General features: G+C 71.0%; 18 protein-coding genes and 1 pseudogene. 6 read left to right on the forward strand and 13 right to left on the reverse strand.

Features of this window, described 5'->3' with window-relative positions:
- Positions 1-4: 4 nt before the first annotated feature.
- Positions 5-532 carry a DUF3291 domain-containing protein gene (locus tag GTY47_RS16460; RefSeq protein ID WP_010032230.1) on the forward strand — a complete coding sequence of 176 codons (528 nt, stop codon included), beginning with the start codon at positions 5-7 and terminating at the stop codon, positions 530-532.
- Positions 533-613: 81 nt separating this feature from the next.
- Here GTY47_RS16460 and GTY47_RS16465 read toward each other — a convergent pair whose 3' ends face one another.
- From GTY47_RS16465 to GTY47_RS16475, 3 genes are all read right to left on the reverse strand, one after another.
- The gene (locus GTY47_RS16465) at positions 614-1,492 is read right to left on the reverse strand and encodes an alpha/beta hydrolase (protein WP_010032232.1); all 879 of its coding nucleotides are present in this window, start codon (positions 1,490-1,492) and stop codon (positions 614-616) included.
- A gap of 27 nt (positions 1,493-1,519) precedes the next feature.
- Complete coding sequence (locus GTY47_RS16470) at positions 1,520-2,221, reverse strand: SDR family oxidoreductase (RefSeq protein ID WP_010032234.1); 702 nt, start codon at positions 2,219-2,221, stop codon at positions 1,520-1,522.
- 295 nt (positions 2,222-2,516) lie between these two features.
- Positions 2,517-3,080 carry a peroxiredoxin-like family protein gene (locus tag GTY47_RS16475; protein ID WP_010032237.1) on the reverse strand — a complete coding sequence of 188 codons (564 nt, stop codon included), beginning with the start codon at positions 3,078-3,080 and terminating at the stop codon, positions 2,517-2,519.
- 110 nt (positions 3,081-3,190) lie between these two features.
- Here GTY47_RS16475 and GTY47_RS16480 point away from each other — a divergent pair, with 110 nt between their 5' ends.
- Positions 3,191-3,805, forward strand: a complete 615-nt coding sequence (locus tag GTY47_RS16480) for a TetR/AcrR family transcriptional regulator C-terminal domain-containing protein (RefSeq protein WP_010032240.1) — start codon at positions 3,191-3,193, stop codon at positions 3,803-3,805.
- A gap of 29 nt (positions 3,806-3,834) precedes the next feature.
- On the opposite strand, the gene GTY47_RS16485 is transcribed toward GTY47_RS16480, so the two are convergent.
- From GTY47_RS16485 to GTY47_RS16515, 7 genes are all read right to left on the reverse strand, one after another.
- A complete protein-coding gene (locus GTY47_RS16485; RefSeq protein WP_010032242.1) occupies positions 3,835-5,070 on the reverse strand; it encodes a sugar ABC transporter substrate-binding protein in 1,236 nt (411 codons plus the stop codon).
- A 158-nt stretch (positions 5,071-5,228) separates the two neighbouring features.
- Entirely contained in the window at positions 5,229-5,795 is a 567-nt protein-coding gene (locus GTY47_RS16490) for a DM13 domain-containing protein (RefSeq protein WP_029180637.1), read from the reverse strand.
- A 109-nt stretch (positions 5,796-5,904) separates the two neighbouring features.
- Positions 5,905-6,636: a flavodoxin family protein gene (locus GTY47_RS16495; RefSeq protein ID WP_010032245.1), complete on the reverse strand. Its 732-nt coding sequence runs from the start codon at positions 6,634-6,636 to the stop codon at positions 5,905-5,907.
- Positions 6,637-6,702: 66 nt separating this feature from the next.
- Complete coding sequence (locus GTY47_RS16500; RefSeq protein ID WP_010032246.1) at positions 6,703-7,725, reverse strand: hemolysin family protein; 1,023 nt, start codon at positions 7,723-7,725, stop codon at positions 6,703-6,705.
- The gene (locus GTY47_RS16505) at positions 7,722-9,059 is read right to left on the reverse strand and encodes a hemolysin family protein (RefSeq protein ID WP_010032248.1); all 1,338 of its coding nucleotides are present in this window, start codon (positions 9,057-9,059) and stop codon (positions 7,722-7,724) included. The genes GTY47_RS16500 and GTY47_RS16505 overlap by 4 nt, the downstream gene beginning before the upstream one ends.
- A gap of 199 nt (positions 9,060-9,258) precedes the next feature.
- Positions 9,259-10,284, reverse strand: coding sequence for a hemolysin family protein (locus tag GTY47_RS16510; protein WP_010032250.1), 1,026 nt, complete (start codon positions 10,282-10,284; stop codon positions 9,259-9,261).
- Positions 10,281-11,618 (reverse strand): hemolysin family protein, encoded by a 1,338-nt coding sequence (locus GTY47_RS16515; protein ID WP_010032252.1) that lies wholly within the window; start codon positions 11,616-11,618, stop codon positions 10,281-10,283. Before GTY47_RS16515 ends, GTY47_RS16510 begins: the two co-directional genes overlap by 4 nt.
- A 254-nt stretch (positions 11,619-11,872) precedes the next feature.
- Here GTY47_RS16515 and GTY47_RS16520 point away from each other — a divergent pair, with 254 nt between their 5' ends.
- Complete coding sequence (locus GTY47_RS16520; RefSeq protein WP_010032253.1) at positions 11,873-12,880, forward strand: sporulation protein; 1,008 nt, start codon at positions 11,873-11,875, stop codon at positions 12,878-12,880.
- A gap of 171 nt (positions 12,881-13,051) precedes the next feature.
- A complete protein-coding gene (locus GTY47_RS16525) occupies positions 13,052-13,507 on the forward strand; it encodes a TerB family tellurite resistance protein (RefSeq protein ID WP_010032254.1) in 456 nt (151 codons plus the stop codon).
- Between the two features lie 49 nt (positions 13,508-13,556).
- Here GTY47_RS16525 and GTY47_RS16530 read toward each other — a convergent pair whose 3' ends face one another.
- Both GTY47_RS16530 and GTY47_RS16535 read right to left on the reverse strand, forming a co-directional pair.
- Positions 13,557-14,489, reverse strand: coding sequence for a M56 family metallopeptidase (locus tag GTY47_RS16530; RefSeq protein WP_010032255.1), 933 nt, complete (start codon positions 14,487-14,489; stop codon positions 13,557-13,559).
- Between the two features lie 6 nt (positions 14,490-14,495).
- The gene (locus GTY47_RS16535) at positions 14,496-14,885 is read right to left on the reverse strand and encodes a BlaI/MecI/CopY family transcriptional regulator (RefSeq protein WP_010032258.1); all 390 of its coding nucleotides are present in this window, start codon (positions 14,883-14,885) and stop codon (positions 14,496-14,498) included.
- Between the two features lie 284 nt (positions 14,886-15,169).
- Between GTY47_RS16535 and GTY47_RS40970 the strand changes: the two are divergent.
- Positions 15,170-15,330 (forward strand): annotated as a pseudogene (locus tag GTY47_RS40970) (alkene reductase); the annotation flags it as partial.
- 24 nt (positions 15,331-15,354) lie between these two features.
- Here GTY47_RS40970 and GTY47_RS16545 read toward each other — a convergent pair.
- Entirely contained in the window at positions 15,355-15,729 is a 375-nt protein-coding gene (locus GTY47_RS16545; protein WP_010032259.1) for a hypothetical protein, read from the reverse strand.
- A gap of 98 nt (positions 15,730-15,827) precedes the next feature.
- Between GTY47_RS16545 and GTY47_RS16550 the strand changes: the two genes are divergently transcribed.
- Positions 15,828-16,295 (forward strand): DUF5990 family protein, encoded by a 468-nt coding sequence (locus GTY47_RS16550; RefSeq protein WP_010032260.1) that lies wholly within the window; start codon positions 15,828-15,830, stop codon positions 16,293-16,295.
- Positions 16,296-16,334: the final 39 nt, after the last annotated feature.

Below are 16,334 nucleotides of genomic sequence, written 5' to 3' on the forward strand. Positions count from 1 at the left end.
ACGCATGCCCCATCTTGCGCTGTACACATTCGGCGTCCTGAAGTCACCTCTCGCCGATCCCGCACCTCTCACGCGCGAGTTCTACGACGTTGGTGAGGCCGTCTACCGGAAGATCAGTCAGCACCCCGGGTACCTCGCGCGTGCTGAAGCGGCAGACGGTGACCGGGGCATGCTCTTCGAGGCGGACTGGGGTGCATGGGGAGAGTTCGCCGTACCGACTTGGTACGACAAGGGCCGTACGGTGGAAACCACCGCCCTGGCCGCGACCCTCTCACTCTGGACCGACCTGCGCCCCGCCTTCGACGCCGTCTACACCGGTCTGCACCGTGAGGCGCTGAACAGGCGTTACGACTGGTTCGAGAGGACAAGGCACCCGAATTACGTGATGTGGTGGGTCTCCGACGGCGTGATACCCACCTGGCAGGACGGGGTTTCCAGGCTGGAACACCTCCACGACCACGGCTCCGCGCCGCACGCCTTCACCTTCCACCACTCGTTCGCCCCGGAGGGAACGCCGACCAGGACCAAATGACGGCGAACAGATGCGTCTGCGGTACGGCGGATCCGCTGGATCTCCGCCATGCACTGCTCCTTGGGCCGGTGGTCCCGGGGCTCAGGCCACCGCGTTCAACAAGTCGGCCGGCACGTCGGGTCGTTCCAGGGTGATGAAGTGGCCGGCCTTCCGTACCTGCGTGAACTCGGCGGCCGGCAGCAGCCGCTTGTCGGCCTCCCGGTCCGAGGGCCGGGACCAGTCCTTCTCGCCGTAGACGAGGTGGACGGGCGCCTTGACCTCCGGGTAGCGCGAGCGGGCCGCGATGAGGCTGGGCAGGGCCTGGTACACACCCCGGGCGACGGTCGGGTAGCCGGGGCGGCGGCCCACCTGGAGGAGCTCGTCCACGTAGTCCTCCCGCAGCGCGCTCTTGTCGCCGAGGCCGCCCTGAAGGATCTTGCGGAGGGCGGGCTTGGGTTCCACCCCGGCGATCACCGGGCCGACTCCGGGGGTGAGGACACCGCTGACCACCACGCGGGCGAGGAGGCTGGACCGGGCGATTCCGCCGGGGAAGTCGTAGGTGTTGACCGCGACGACGCGCCGTACCCGCTCCGGGAGATCGGCGGCGGTGGTCAGGGCGAGCACCGCCCCCATGGACTCCCCTACCAGCGTCACGTCGTGGAGGTCGAGTCCGGTGAGGAGCCGCTCGACGCCCGCGCGCATGGCCGGCTCGTCGTACGACGCGCCGGGCACGATCTCGGAGTAGCCCATCCCCGGCAGGTCGAGGGCGTACACGGTGTAGCGGTCCGCGATCAGCGGGATGAGGAGTCGGAAGTGCTCGGCCTGGGTGCGCACGGTGTGCAGCAGGACCAGGGGAGCGCCGGTGCCCGCCGTGAGGTAGCGCAGGGTTCCCTCGCGGCCGTCACGTCCCGCGCGCGGGGCGATGGTGTGGCTGGTGGTCCCCGGAATGTGGATCGTGGGACGTGCCTCGTGGCTGGGCATCTCGCCGGCTCCTGGTGAGTGAAGGGGTTACTTCGCCAGCTGGGCGTACAGTCCCGCCAGGTCGCCGGCCAGGCCCGCCTTGACCTGCCGCGAGATGTCGTCGGCGAGCACCTCGTACGCGCCCGTCTCGACCCCGTCGAGGGCGAGGGCGGCGACGTCACGAGGGTCGGACTTGGGTGCGTCGACATCCGCCGCCAGGTCCGTGTCGACGTAGCCGACGTGCAGTCCGGTGACGGCGATGCCGCGCGGCTGAAGCTCCAGGCGCAGGGAGTTGGTCTGCGACCACAGGGCTGCCTTGGAGGCGCTGTAGGAGCCGCCGAGGGCGAGCCAGGAGAGCACGGAGTGCACGTTGAGGAGGTGGCCGCCGCCGTTGCGCTCGATGACCGGCACGAAGGCCCGGGCGACCAGGAGTGGACCGTAGAAGTTGGTCTCGAACTCCCGGCGGATGTCGTCGACCGGGGAGTCGAGGAAGGACGCGCCGACCGCGGCGCCCGCGTTGTTGATCAGAACGGTGACGTCTCCCGCCTGCGCTGCGGCGGCCGCCACGGAGGCCGGGTCGGTGACCTCCAGCGCGACCGGGACGGCGTCGGGGTGCGTCACTGCGCGCGGGTCGCGGGCCGTGGCGTAGACCTTGCCGGCACCGCGCGCGTACAGCTCCTCCACCAGCGCCTTGCCGATGCCGCGGCTGCCGCCGGTGACGAAGACGTTCGCGCCCTTCAAAACGGTCATGACTCTCTCCACAGAACGGGAAACCGATCGGTTTCCAACACCGTAAACCGATCGGTTTCCAGGCGCAAGTCGAGCGGAGCTCGGCGCGGCTCCGTCTGAGCCCGCGGCCGGGCGCCGACGGGGCACCGGACCCCGCTCGCAGGGTTCAGCCCACAGCGACGGCAGCAAGGTGCACACCCCCGGCGGGCACTGCCGGCCCCTGGCGCATCGGCGCCGCTGACCGGGCGGTTGAGGGACGGGGCGCTGAGCAGTGCGGAACACCTCTCAGCGTGCCCTGCTTTCACGCGAGCCTGCCTCACCGGGCCGAGGGATTCGCGCGGGGCGTGCGCGGCGTGCGGGCTGCCAGTTCCAGCAGTTCGTCGACCGACCACTGGTCGTAGACGTGCTCGCCGTACTTGGCGGCGAGCACGCGGCCGTCGGACGCGATGAGTAAGTCGGCGGGAAGCCCGAGCCGGCCGCCGTGCGGGCTGGTCGAGGGCAGGTGCTCACGCCCGCGGGCGACCTCCCGTACGCCGCTCAGGACGGCCCGGACGATCGCCCCCCAGGCGCGCGGGTCGAGCAGGGCGCGGGGTGACCGATCCACGCCGAACTCCGCGTACAGGCGCTTGCCGGGGTCCGCGACGACAGCGAACGGCAGGTCGGTGGTGTGGGGCAGCAGTTCATCCGCGGGCGAGTGGAAGACCACCACCTCGCGTACACCGGCCGCCTCTATCTCCCCGTGCCGCCGTACCACCGACCTCAAGTGCAGGTTGCAGACCGGACAGCCGGCGAACCGCCGGAACTGGAGGTGGGTCAGCCGGCCAGGAGCGGGAACGGCCACCTGGTCGCCCGAGACAGTGGTGACACTTCGCTCGTTCACGGTGGAACCGGGCTCAACGTGACTACGGGACATGCGCATGACGTTCCCCTCTGTAAGCGTACGACATACGCCTATGTAGGGTAGGCGTATGCCGTACGCTGTCAAGCGTCATGCCGCGCCCACGTTCACTCACCCAGGAGCAGCTGGCCTCCGCCGCTCTCGCCGTCATCGACCGCGACGCGCTCGCCGGACTGTCGATGCGCGCAGTCGCCCAGGAACTCGGCATGAGCACCATGGGGCTCTACCGATACGTCGATGACCGCGAGGAGCTCGAAAGGCTGGTCGTCGAGCTCGTGCTAAGCGCCGTGGACACCGAGCCGCCGGACCGCGACGCGTCATGGCGCGAGCGGATCGAGGTCATGGCGCGGCGCCTGCGTGACACCGTGGGCGCCCACCCCGCGGTGGTGCCCCTCACCATCACCCATCGGCACCGCTCCCTCGGAGTGCTGCGCTGGTCGGAAACCGTGCTCGGCGTCCTCACCGAGGCCGGCATCGAGGGCGAGCGGCGGGTCGTCGCCCTGCGCGGCCTGCTCAGTTACGTCATCGGGGCGATCCAGCTGGAACACCTCGGGAGCCTGTCCGGTCCAGGCACGGTGGCCATCAGCCAACTGCCCCCCGCCGACTTCCCGCACATGGCCGAGACCGCCCGGCACGCCCGGAACGTCGGCCCCGACCAGGAGTTCCTGGGAGGACTCGCCATGCTGCTCGACGGCCTCGGCGCGTGAAGCCGCGCCTCAGCCCGCTCACGCGCCGATCAATCCTGCCCGGCCTGCCTTTGCACCTGCTCCAGGACCTGTTTCGCGGAGCTCGCCCCGCTGAAGAGGTCGGGGCCGTACTGGTTGAGCAGTGCGTTGACCCGCTCCCAGTGTTTCGTCGTACGCAGCGGGGTCGCCGCAGCGTTGGCGGCTTCGAGAACCTCTCGGGCACCGGCGAGGCGGGCGTTCTCGTACCACGCGTGCTGTGCCGACTCACGTGACGGATAGGCACGTCCCACCCCGCCCAGCCATTCCAGTTGCTTCTTGGCGGTCATCAGCGTGATCGCCTTGAACGCCCGCTCCGGGTCCGGGCAGGACTTGGAGATACCGAACCCGGAACCGGACGAGTACGTCCTGCTGCCGTCCGGGCCGGCGGGAATCGTGGTCAGGCCCACCTGGAAGCCGGCCTGGTTCTTCAGGTTCAGCAAAGCCCACGGCCCGTTGGCGCCCATGGCCACGTTGCCGCTCAGGAACTCCCTGTCGGAGAACGCGGGATCGACCGCGGGCAGGCGGGGGGCGACCTTCTTCCTGGCCGCCAGGTCGGCGTACCACTGCACGCCCTCGGTCATGGCGGGGGTGGTGAGTCGCAGTTTGCCCGCCCCGTCGGTGGGCTGCGCCCCGGTCTTGGTCAGCACCATGGGGAACATCCACACATCCTGAGGCGCCGCCACGAACCCGTACCTCCGGTCCCCGGTCAGCTTACGGGCGGCCGACTCGAACTCGGCCAGAGTCCACCCGGGCCTGGGCTCCGGCACCCCCGCGTCCCGGAACATGTCCTTGTTGTACGTGAGGATCACCGGGCCGACGTCGTACGGCAGCGCGTACTGCTTCCCGTCGGCACTCAGCCCTTCCATGACGGACTTGTCGAAGTCCGACACATCGAACTTGTTCTTGGCGATCAGATCGTCGAGCGGCAGCATGCCCTGGGTGTAGCCCGTGGTGCGGAGCGCCTGCATCGAGACGATGCAGGGTGCGTCGCCGTTGCCGAAACGGGTGCCGAGCTTGGCGAAGTAGTCATCGAAGGACGAGGTCTCCAGTTTGATCGTGATCTCTGGATCCTCGTTGGACACGCGGTCCGCGAGCTCGTGCCAGACCTGCTGTTCCTCGCCACCGTTGGCCCACATCGACCAGGTCAACGTCTTCGAGCCGCCACCCTCGGCGCCGCACGCCATGACCAGCGTCCCGGCCAGCGCCAGGGCGACGGCTGCCCTCGCTGCGATGCGCGACCTCGTCATGAAACGTCCAGATGTTCCCTTTAATGGGCATATGCACGCATTATGACATGGTGCACCTGTGCACACCCGGCACTGCTGCACCGTCCGGGCTGGAGTGATCACCAGCGGGTTAGGCCCAGCTCCCCCGGTTCGTCCCGACCACGTCGCCGCAGTCCGAGTCAGCCGCGGGCGAGTTCCGCCGCGCCGAAGGAGACGTCGAAGCGGTCGCACCAGATGCTGACGCTGCTGTACCGGGCCGGGTCGACGTCTTGGGGCACGGTGTAGTTCTGGCTGCCCTTGTTGCCCTTGAGCTTGCCGAGGCTGACATGGTCGCCGTCGTCGAACACGTGCCAGCCGGCCCGGCCCTGCCTGACCGGCGCGTCGGTCAGCCAGACGCGCAGGTCGGGGCCGTTGCTGGTGTCGAGGTTCTCCAGCCGGACGACGTGGGAGCCGTCGGCCAGCCGTACGAGCCGCACCGTGCCGGACGTCGAGTGCTCGTGGCTGATCAGCTCGCCCCTCGCCAGGGTCACCGGTCCGGCCGGGGAAGGCGCGGAGGGTTCCCCGGCCTGCGCCTCGGCGGGCGGCTTGGAGACGTCCACGGTCACGGGCAGCGTCTCCTGGACCGTCTCGTCCTGCCACAGCTTCCACGGCTGGAACCAGTACAGCCCGAAGCCGGCCCCGGTGAACGCCACCACCAGCACGCCGACCATCCACGGCCTGGCCTTCGCGCGTCGTCCCCGCCCCATAGCGTCTACCTCCTGGGAGTCGTTCGATCCTCACTCCCATTCAACGGACGGGGCGGCCGTCCTGGGCTGCCTGGCGGATGACGAAACCCTTACGTCCGCGGCGGCCGGGTCAGCGGTGCTCGGGGTTGTCCGCACCCGGGCGGCAGCCGGCGTCCCACTCCGAGCGCTGGTTGCCGTGGGCGGGGACGCCTCCGGCCCGCTTCAGCAGGGCGCCGAGGTGCATCAGGTTCCAGGTCATGAACGAGGTGTTGCGGTTGGTGAAGTCGTTCTCCGGGCCACCCGAACCCTCGTCCAGGTACGACGGCCCGGGGCCGGCCGCGCCGATCCAGCCCGCATCCGCCTGGGGCGGGATCGTGTAGCCGAGGTGCTGGAGGCTGTAGAGGACGTTCATCGCGCAGTGCTTCACGCCGTCCTCGTTGCCGGTGATCAGACAGCCGCCGACGCGGCCGTAGTAGGCGTACTGCCCCTGGGAGTTGAGCAGCGAGGAGCAGGCGTAGAGGCGCTCGATCACCTTCTTCGTCACGGAGCTGTTGTCGCCGAGCCAGATCGGCCCGGCGATCACCAGGATGTCCGCGGCCATCACCCGCTCGTACAGCTCGGGCCACTCGTCCGTCGCGAAGCCGTGCTCGGTCATGTCCGGGTAGACGCCGGGCGCGATGTCGTGGTCGACCGCACGGATCTCGGACGTGGTGACGCCGCACGACATCATGATCTCCGCGCTCTTGTCGATCAGGCCCTGGGTGTGGCTGAGCTGCGGGGACGGCTTGAGGGTGCAGTTGATGTAGAGGGCCGTCAGGTCGTCGAAGCGGTACGGGTCATCGGTGGAGGATGGGGCTGCCATGGGGGCAGCGTCTCGCGTGGATCACGTTTTGTCCCGGTTCGACGCACCCGCGGGTGCCTTACGGAGTCATGACGCCGCCTGTGGCTGAAGGAAACGGGCCAGCAGGTCGTCCAGGCTCACCACACCGGTGATCCGGCCCGAGCCGTCGCGGACCACGGCGAGCGAGGCGCGGCGCCGGCGCAGCAGGTCGATCGCGTCGCCGACCGTGGCGTCCTCGGTCAGCTCGGGAACCGGGCGGGCCAGCGCACGGGCGCTGGTCGTCCGTCCCTGGGCGCGGGCCACCACGGCGTCACGGGCGTGCACCGAGCCGAGGACGGTGTCACGGTCGCGGACCAGGAGCCGGGTACGGTCACGGGCCGCGGCCAGGCGCAGGATCTCGTCGACATCGGCACCGCCGTCGACCGAGGTGATCTCGGCGGTCGGCACCTGGAGGTCCCGCACCGGGGTCTCCGGCTCGGTCAGCGAACGTGTCAGCAGCTCGGAGTCCGTCTCGCTGATCAGCCCGAGTCGCTCGGACTCCTCGACGAGGTGGGTGAGCTGCTCGCGGTTGTGGACGGCTGCCAGCTCGTCGCGCGGGGTGACCCGGCACAGTCGTACCAGGCCGTTGCTCATCCTGTTCAGCACCGAGATCAGTGGCCGGACGGCCTTCACCACGGCCCGGAAGAGCGGCGACAGCAGCATGGCCGAGCGCTCGGGGTGGGCGATGGCCCACGACTTGGGGGCCATCTCGCCGACCACCATGTGCAGGAACACCACGACGATCATCGCGACCGCGAAGGCGATCCCGTAGCTGAGCGCACTGGGCAGGCCCAGCTGGTGCAGCAGCGGGTCGAGTTCGTGCGAGATCGCCGGCTTGGACACCGAGCCCAGGCCCAGCGTGCACACGGTGATGCCCAGCTGGGCACCGGCCAGCATCAGCGACAGCTCCCGCATGCCGGCCAGGGCCGCCTTGGCCCCGCCCCGGCCCTCGGCCGCGGCCTTCTCCATGCGGTGCCGCTTGGCGGCGACCAGCGCGAACTCGGCCGCGACGAAGAACCCGCTGCCGATCAGCAGCAGCACGGTGACGAAGAGCGCCATCGGGAAACTCACGCCTGCTCCTCCGTCTCCTGGGCCAGTCGCTCGATCCGCACGCGTTCGGGCACGTGCCGGTCGAGGGTCCGTACGCCGATCAACGCGGTGGCACTGTCCGGCAGCTCGACGGTGAGCCGGTCACCGATGGTCGGGAAGCGGCCGAGGCGGTCGACGATCAGGCCGGCCACCGTGTCGTAGTCCTCCTCCTCGGGCAGCTCGATGCCGGTGGCCTCGGCCACCTCGTCCAGGCGGCGTCCGGCGTCCACCAGCCAGCCGTCGCCGTCCGCGACGGCGACCTCGGTGACGATGTCCGACTCGTCCGCGATGTCACCGACCAGTTCCTCGGCGATGTCCTCGTACGTGACGATGCCCGCCACCCCGCCGTGCTCGTCCAGCACGACCGCGAACTCGTCGTCACGTTCCCGCATCTGGGTCACGGCGTCGGGCAGGGGGAGGGTGTCCGGCAGCAGCAGTGGGCGCCGCGCGAGCGCGCCGGCCGTGGTGCCTCGCAGGCGGTCGGCGGGCAGGCGCATCAGCTCGGCCACGCCGAGGACGCCGTCGACGTCGTCGGGGTGGTCGCCGAGCACCGGGTAGTTCGAGTGTCCGTGCTTGGCGATCAGGTCGACCGCTTCGGCGGCGGTGGCGTCCTTGCGGACGAAGACGGCGTCGGCGCGCGGCACCATCACCTCGTCCAGCGTCCGCTCGGAGAACTCCAGCGCGTGGTCGAGCAGGGCGGCGGTGTCCTTCGGCAGGGCGCCCTGTTCGTGCGACTCGCCGATCAGGTGGCCCAGCTCCTCCAGCGTGGCGCCGTGGTGCAGTTCCTCCACCGGCTCGATGCCGGCCTTGCGCAGCAGCCTGTTCGCCGCGCCGTCGAAGATCCGCACGAGCGGGCCGACGACCTTCAGGTACGCCAGCGTGGACGCGGCCAGTGACTTCGCCAGCCGCTCCGGCACGGCGATGGCGAGGTTCTTCGGGGCCAGCTCGCCCAGCACCATCTGCACGACCGTGGCCAGCACGAAGGCCAGGACGACCGAGATTCCGCTCACGGCCGCGTCGGGGATGCCCAGGCCCGACAGCGCGGGCCGGAGCAGCGCGGACACCGACGGTTCGGCGATGAAGCCGACGACCAGCCCGGTGACGGTGATGCCGAGCTGCGCGCCCGAGAGCATGAACGACAGCCGCTCCAGCACCTTCAGGGCCCGGGCGGCCTTCCGGTCCCCGGACTCCGCCTCACGGGCGAGGGCGAGGCGGTCGGCGGAGACGTAGGCGAACTCCTGGGCGACGAAGTATCCGGTGCCGGCGGTCAGGACGAACACGGCCAGCAGCCCCAGGAGGGCGCTCGCGGCACTCATCGGCGCGTTGCCTGCGAGGGGGCGTCCCGCCGCGTGCCGGGCTCAGGACATGCCTGGCGGTACGGCCGGGGACTGTGCCCCGAGGGGTCCGTCGATCTGGCGGACAAGGGGTGGCTCCTTATCTGGTGGTACGTCCGGACAACGATTCTGGCCGGAATCATGTTCCCGGCGCCTGCCCGGGTACTGCGCCGGTGGGCGGTCACGCGGTGGCCGGAGCCGCCGGTCCGACCAGTTCCGACAGCACGTCCTCCATGGTCACAAAGCCGATGACCTTGCCGCTCTCCCCGACGACGGCGGCCAGGTGGCTGCCCTCGGCGCGCAGGGCGGTGAGGGTGTCGTCGAGCGGGGTGTCGATGCGCACCCGGGTGACGCGGTGCAGGGCCGTGCGCGGGAAGGGCCGGTCGCGCTCGGCCAGGCCGAGGGTGTCCTTGATGTGCAGGTAGCCCAGGACCGTGCCGTCGGGGCCGGTGACCGGGAAGCGGGAGAAGCCCGCCTCGGCGGCCAGTCGTTCCAGCCGGGCCGGGGTGATCGTGTGGTCGACGGTGCGCATCCGCCGGGCCGGGACCACGATCTCGCCCACCGGCCGGGTGCCCAGCTCCAGTGCGTCCCGCAGCCGTTCGCCGTCGGCCGGGCCGAGCAGTCCGGCCGCGCTGGAGTCGAGGACCATGCGGGCGAGCTGGTCGTCGGTGAAGACCGACTCGACCTCGTCCTTCGGCTCGACGCGCAGCAGCTTCAGCAGGGCGTTGGCGAAGGCGTTGATCCCGAACACGAACGGCCGCAGAGCACGGGTGAGCGCCACCAGGGGCGGGCCCAGCAGCAGCGCGCTGGGCACCGGAGCGGCCAGCGCGATGTTCTTCGGAACCATCTCGCCGATCAGCATGTGCAGATACGTGGCGAGGGTGAGCGCGATGACGAACGCGACCGGGTGCACCAGGCCGTGCGGGATGTGGACCGCTTCGAAGCCGGGCTCCAGCAGGTGCGCGATGGCGGGCTCGGCGACCGCGCCCAGCACCAGCGAGGAGACGGTGATGCCGAGCTGGGCGGTGGCCATCATCGCCGAGAGGTGTTCCAGTGCCCACAGCGTCATCCGGGCCCGCTTGTCGCCCTCCTGGGCGAGCGGTTCGATCTGGCTGCGGCGCACCGAGACCAGGGCGAACTCGGCGCCGACGAAGAACGCGTTGGTCAGCAGCGTCAGGGCGCCGACGGCCAGTTGCAGCGCGGTCATCGGACCTCCTCCACGATCCGGGCGGCCGGTGCGGCGGCGGGCTCGGTGATGCGTATCCGGTCGGCGCGGTGGTGCTCGACCTCCAGCACCTCGAGCCGCCAGCCGTCGAGTTCCACGACGTCCCCCTTGCCGGGGATGCGGGCGAGGCGGGTGGCGATCAGCCCGGCCACGGTCTCGTACGGTCCCTCCGGCGCGGTGAGTCCCATGTCCGTGAGCTGGTCGATGCGGACACTGCCGTCCGCCTCCCACACCGCGCGCCCGTCCCGCGTCGCCGGGGCGGGTACCAGGTCGGGCGCCTCGAAGGGATCGTGCTCGTCGCGGACCTCGCCGACGACCTCCTCGACGATGTCCTCCACGGTCGCCACGCCCGCCGTGCCGCCGTACTCGTCGATGATCACGGCCATGGTGCGGTGCGCGCGCAGCCGCTCCAGCAGCCGGTCGGCGGGGAGGCTGTCGGGCACCAGCAAGGGCTCCGCCGTCAGTTCCGTCACCGGCGTGGCGGCCCGCTGCTCCGGCTCCAGGGCGAGCACGTCCCGGATGTGGACGGAGCCCACCACCTCGTCCAGGCTGTCGCGGTAGACGGGAAAGCGGGACAGCCCGGTCGCGTGGGAGAGATTCGCGGCGTCGGCGGCCGTCGCGTGGACCTCCAGGGCCTTGACGTCGACCCTCGGCGTCATCACGTTCTCCGCTGTCAGCTCGCTCAGATGCAGCGTCCGTACGAACAACTCCGCCGAGTCCGCCTCCAGGGCCCCTTCGGCGGCCGAGTGCCGGGCCAGCGCGCCCAGTTCCTCGGCGGTGCGGGCGGAGGCCAGTTCCTCCGCCGGCTCCAGCCCGAAGCGGCGTACGAAACGGTTCGCGGTGCCGTTCAGGTGCCCGATGAACGGGCCGAAGGCGGCCGTGAAGGCACGCTGCGGACCGGCGACCACCTTGGCGACCGCCAGTGGACGTGAGATCGCCCAGTTCTTCGGCACCAGCTCACCGACGACCATCAGCACGACGGTGGAGACGACCACGCCCAGCACGGTCGCGACCGAGGAGGCGGCACCGCCCAGGCCGATCGCCCGCAGCGGGCCACGCAGCAGCGCGGCGAGGGACGGTTCGGCGAGCATGCCGATCACCAGAGAGGTGACGGTGATGCCCAACTGAGCGCCGGAGAGCTGCGTCGTCAGACGCCGTACGGCCTTCAGCGCACCCTCCGCGCCCCGCTCGCCCGCCTCGGCGGCGCGCTCCAGGTCGGCGCGCTCCACGGTGGTCAAGGAGAACTCGGCCGCGACGAACACCGCGCAGGCCAGTGTGAGGAGGAGGGCCAGCAGGAGCAGCAGGATCTCGGTCACCGCGCCACCCCCGCTCCCTCACGCGCATGAGTCCAGCGGGGAACGGCACGGCTGGTACTGGGAGGCTCACCCATCGGGGGAACGTCGCTCCTTCTCGAAACACACATGCAGACAGTGGGTGGAAACAGGATTGCCTGCCTCTACACCAACTGTAAAGGAGGAGCAAAAACCCCTATGCTTCTACGTGTCTGTAGAAGGTCCGCTCGAGCGGACCTCACACCGCGAACACGCACGTTTAAGGAGTGGACGCCACCATGGTGTTCAAACGACTGCTCGGCTCGCTCGGCGTGGGCGGCCCCACGGTCGACACGATCCTCGACCCGGGGCCCGCGCGGCCCGGCGGCACGCTCACCGGCCAGGTCCGTCTCGAGGGCGGCAAGGCCGACTTCGACATCGAGCACATCACCCTGGAGCTGATCGCCCGGGTCGAGGCCGAGCACGCTCACGGCGAGAGCGAAGGCGTCGTCGCCTTCGACCGGTTCACCGTCGGCGGCGGCTTCCGGCTCGCCGAGGGCGAGCAGCGCAGCGTGCCGTTCAGCGTGACGCTGCCGTGGGAGACGCCGATCACCGAACTGCACGGGCAGGCGCTGGGGATCGTCCTCGGCGTGCGTACGGAACTGTCGGTGGCCGGCGCCAAGGACAAGGGCGACCTGGACCCGCTGACCGTCGGTCCGCTGCCCGCCCAGGAGGCGATCCTCGAAGCGCTCGGCCGGCTCGGCTTCGGCTTCAAGTCCGCCGACCTGGAGTACGGACGCATCGGCGGCACCGGTCAGCAACTGCCCTTCTACCAGGAGATCGAGATCACCCCGTCGCCGCAGTACGCGCACCGGGTGAACGAGATCGAGGTGACCTTCCTGGCCAACCCGGCCGGCCTGGAGGTCGTCCTGGAGGCCGACAAGCGCGGCGGCTTCTTCTCCGGCGGCCATGACGCGCTGACCCGCTTCACGGTCGGGCACCAGGACGCGCGCGACTGGGACGCCGAAGTCGACGGCTGGATCCGCCAGTTGGTCGAGCACCGGGCGTCGCAGGGCTCCCACGGTGCCTACGGCCACGGTGACCCGTACGCCGGGCAGGGGCACGGCGGGCACTACGGGCACGGTGACCACCACGACGACCACCGCCGTTCCGGCCCCGGCATGGGCACCGCCGTCGCCGCGGGCGCCGCCGGACTCGCGGTCGGTGTCGTCGGCGGCATGGTCGCCGGCGAAGTCGTCGACGAGGTCGGGGACTTCTTCGAGGGCGACGAGGAGGACGAGGGCTGACAGCGGGCCCCGGCAGACGCTGAAGGACACCTCGGCAGGGGGCGGGCGGACGCACCGGCAGGGGGCGGGCGCACGGCTCCGCCCCCTGCCGATAACTTCTACAGTATTGTAGAAGAAACGCAGTCCGGGACGCCCCGGCCCGGGCGTCCTGCCGACACGTACGGAGTTCTCATGGCCCTGTGGGACCGCCTCAAGGAATCCGCATCGACGATGCAGACCCAGCTCATGGCGAGGAAGAACGACCTCAAGAGCGGCGCCTTCCGCGACGCGAGCATGGCGATGTGCGCCCTCGTCGCCGCCGCCGACGGCACCGTCGACCCCTCCGAGCGGCAGCGCGTGGCCCAGCTCATCGCCACCAACGAGGTGCTGCGGAACTTCCCCGCCGACGACCTGCGCCGCCGCTTCGAGGAGAACCTCGACAAGCTCACCACCGACTTCGACTTCGGCAAGGTGAGCGTCATGCAGGAGATCGCCAAGGCCGGGAAGAAGCCCGCCGAAGCACGGGCCGTCGTCCAGATCGGCATCGTCATCGGCGGCGCCGACGGCGACTTCGACAAGGACGAACAGGCCGTGGTCCGCGAGGCGTGCTACGCCCTCGGCCTCCCGCCCCACGAGTTCGACCTCTGACCCACCCGGGCCGTGCGAGGGGCCGGCTGGTGTCGCCGGCTCGCGCGGCTCAAAGGGGCGTGGCCGCGTGCAGGATGAGGACCATCGTCACCGCGGAGTTCGCCGACGACATCGCTGACACGGCGGCCCCCACCGCCGCTCCCCACGCCGCCGCACCCACCGACGTGAACAACGACGGCCAGCTGCGCACGGTCGGAGCGGGTCCGAGCAGGGCCGCCACCCGGCGCGGCACCGGTCCCGCCGCAGCCAAGCCGGCCAGGGTCGCCACCGGGGTGCCACGGGACACCAGGGCCGCCTTGCCGATCGCACACGCCACGGCCCGGCGGCTGCCGACCACCTGGGCCGCGTCCTCGTCGGCCCACCGTTCCGCCGTGTACGACACCGCCGTCCGCAGCGGACGCAGGAAGGGATTGGCCCGCGCGGCCAGCTGGACCGCGAGGAGGAAGCGGTGATGGCGGGCGGTCAGATGGGCCCGCTCGTGAGCGAACAGCGCCCGGCGCTCGGCCGGTTCGAGGCAGTCCAGCATGGCCGTCGTCACGACCACACGATCCCGCCGACCGCCCGGCAGCGCGTAGGCGTACGGCATGTCGTCCGGAAGGACGGCCACCTCCGTCTCACGCAGCCCGGCCAGCGCCCGGTGGGCCCGGCGGCGCACCCGGCCGTGCCGCCACACCGTCCGACCGCACGCCACCAGCACCACGACGAGCGCGGGGATCGCCGCCTTGCCGACGACCTCGTCGTAGGGGACCGCCGCGCGCACCTCGGGGTCCGACCAGCCGTCGGGCAGGGGGTTTCCGGGGAGTTGGGCGGTGCCGACCACCATCACCAGGCCGAGGCACAGCGTGCTGCACGCCGCCATCACCGCGGCCACCCCGGTCAGCAGCCGGGTCGCGGTCCGTGGATGCAGATGCTGCTCGGCCAGGCGCGCGATCGGCCACGCCGTCAAGGGCAGCACGAGCGGCAGAAAGACGAACACCCCCATGAGGCTTCAGTCTTCCCCTTCGTTCCTCGACTGACCCAGCAGCTCCCGCAGCAGCCGCTCGTCGTCCGGGCCCAGGCCGGTCACGAAGCTGGCCAGCACCGCCTCGCGGTCGCCCTCGGAGTCCAGCACCTTGCGCATCTTGTGGGCGGCCAGGCCCGCCTGGTCCGACGCGGGCGTCCAGGCGAAGGACCGGCCGGCGCGCTCCCGGGTGACCGCCCCCTTGGCGAGCAGCCGGGTCAGGATGGTGATGACGGTCGTGTAGGCGAGGTCTCCGCCCAGGCGCTCCTGCACCCAGCCGGCTGTCGCCGGGCCGTCCGCCTCCCGCAGCGCCGACAGGACCAGCGCCTCCAGCTCACCCTGCCCCCGCCGCCGGGGACGCTGCCGCTGCTCAGCCACGCCCGGTCTCCCTTCCACCGCCGTCCGTTTCCCGCGCGGACATCGTATGACGCACCGGACGCCGCTCCTTGACGGGCAAACGGTGCCTGCCGGGGCACTAGGGCCGGTCTGACAATTCCCGTCGTCGCCCGGAGGGCGGCCTCGCGGCGTCAGGCGCGTGCTCTCGGCGTGTCCGACCAGAGGGTGGCGCGGTGCTGGCGCCGGCGCAGCGGCCGGAGACGGAGTGGGTCCAGCTCGTCTCGGCGGAGATCGACCTGCCTGCGCCGCTGCCCGACCGCGTCGCGATGGCGCCGCTGACCCGCGCCGCGCCTACGGCGAGGGCCTGAGCGCCACCGAGATGATGGCCGAGTACTACGGCCGACGCGCCTCCGCCGGCCTGATCGTCTCCGAGTGCCTCCAGCCCGAGCCCGCGGGGCGGGGCTACACCGACACACCGGGCCTGCACGACGAACGGGGCGGGGTCAGCGACTCACCGGTCGATGTAGCTGAAGTCGCCCACGGTCCATGCGCTGACGTCCTTGATCGCGACTCGGTACATGCCACCCGTCTCGGGGATACCGAGACTGCCCTGCAAGATCCGGGCGAGATGGAAGTGCAGGTGCGTGGGCGCCTCGCTGCGGCCGGGCCGATGCTCTCGTGGGCCGCGGGCGAAGACGTCGGCGAACGGGCCGAGCCGCTCCGAGTCCTTCAGGACGTCCGCCACCCGCTCCCTCCACACGGCCTCGGGAGCGAGTCGGCCGGTGATGACGGCGCCGCCGACGACCACGGTCAGTGACATCTGATTGCTTCGCTCGGACTCAACCGCGGCGGAGATGGCGACGAGCAGCTCATCAGGGTTCGACATGAGTGCACATCCTATTCAGCTGCCTGCCCCGGAACGCCCCGAGGGCGTGAAACCGCTCCGCCGGCATCGCGCGGGACGAGGGCGGGATGATGGCCCGTATGCGCATCCGCATCGACGCCGTCGACCTGCCCGGCCTCACCCGCCCCGCCTCCGCCGACGGCGAAGGCCCCGCCCACGGCGACCTCCACGTCGCCGTGCAACGCCGCGACCGCCCGGCCGAACTCCTCGACCCACAGCCCGGCGACGCACCGTCCGCGACCTGGACCCTGGAGTGCACCACGAGCACCTCGACGACCGGCACCGAGGTCGAAGGCCCCTACGTGCAGGACCGTCTGGGCCGGCGGTTCGTCTACCTGTCCTGGGGCACGGTCGACGACTCGGGCACCTTCACGATGTTCCGCCGCGCCAAGCTCATGCTCGACGTCGTCCCCGCCGACGTACTCGCCGCCGCCGCACGCGAGGGACTGCTGGTCGGACGCCTCGGCCTGACCGACGCGCGGGGCGGGCCGCTGTGCGGACGCGTCGAGCCCCCGCACATCACGTGGACCGCCGCACGGGCCGGCTAGGAGGCGTGCCCTCGGCGACCGCGGTCAAGCCGGCCCCCG

The sequence above is a fragment of the Streptomyces sp. SID5464 genome (assembly GCF_009862985.1).
Lineage (GTDB): Bacteria > Actinomycetota > Actinomycetes > Streptomycetales > Streptomycetaceae > Streptomyces > Streptomyces chartreusis_D.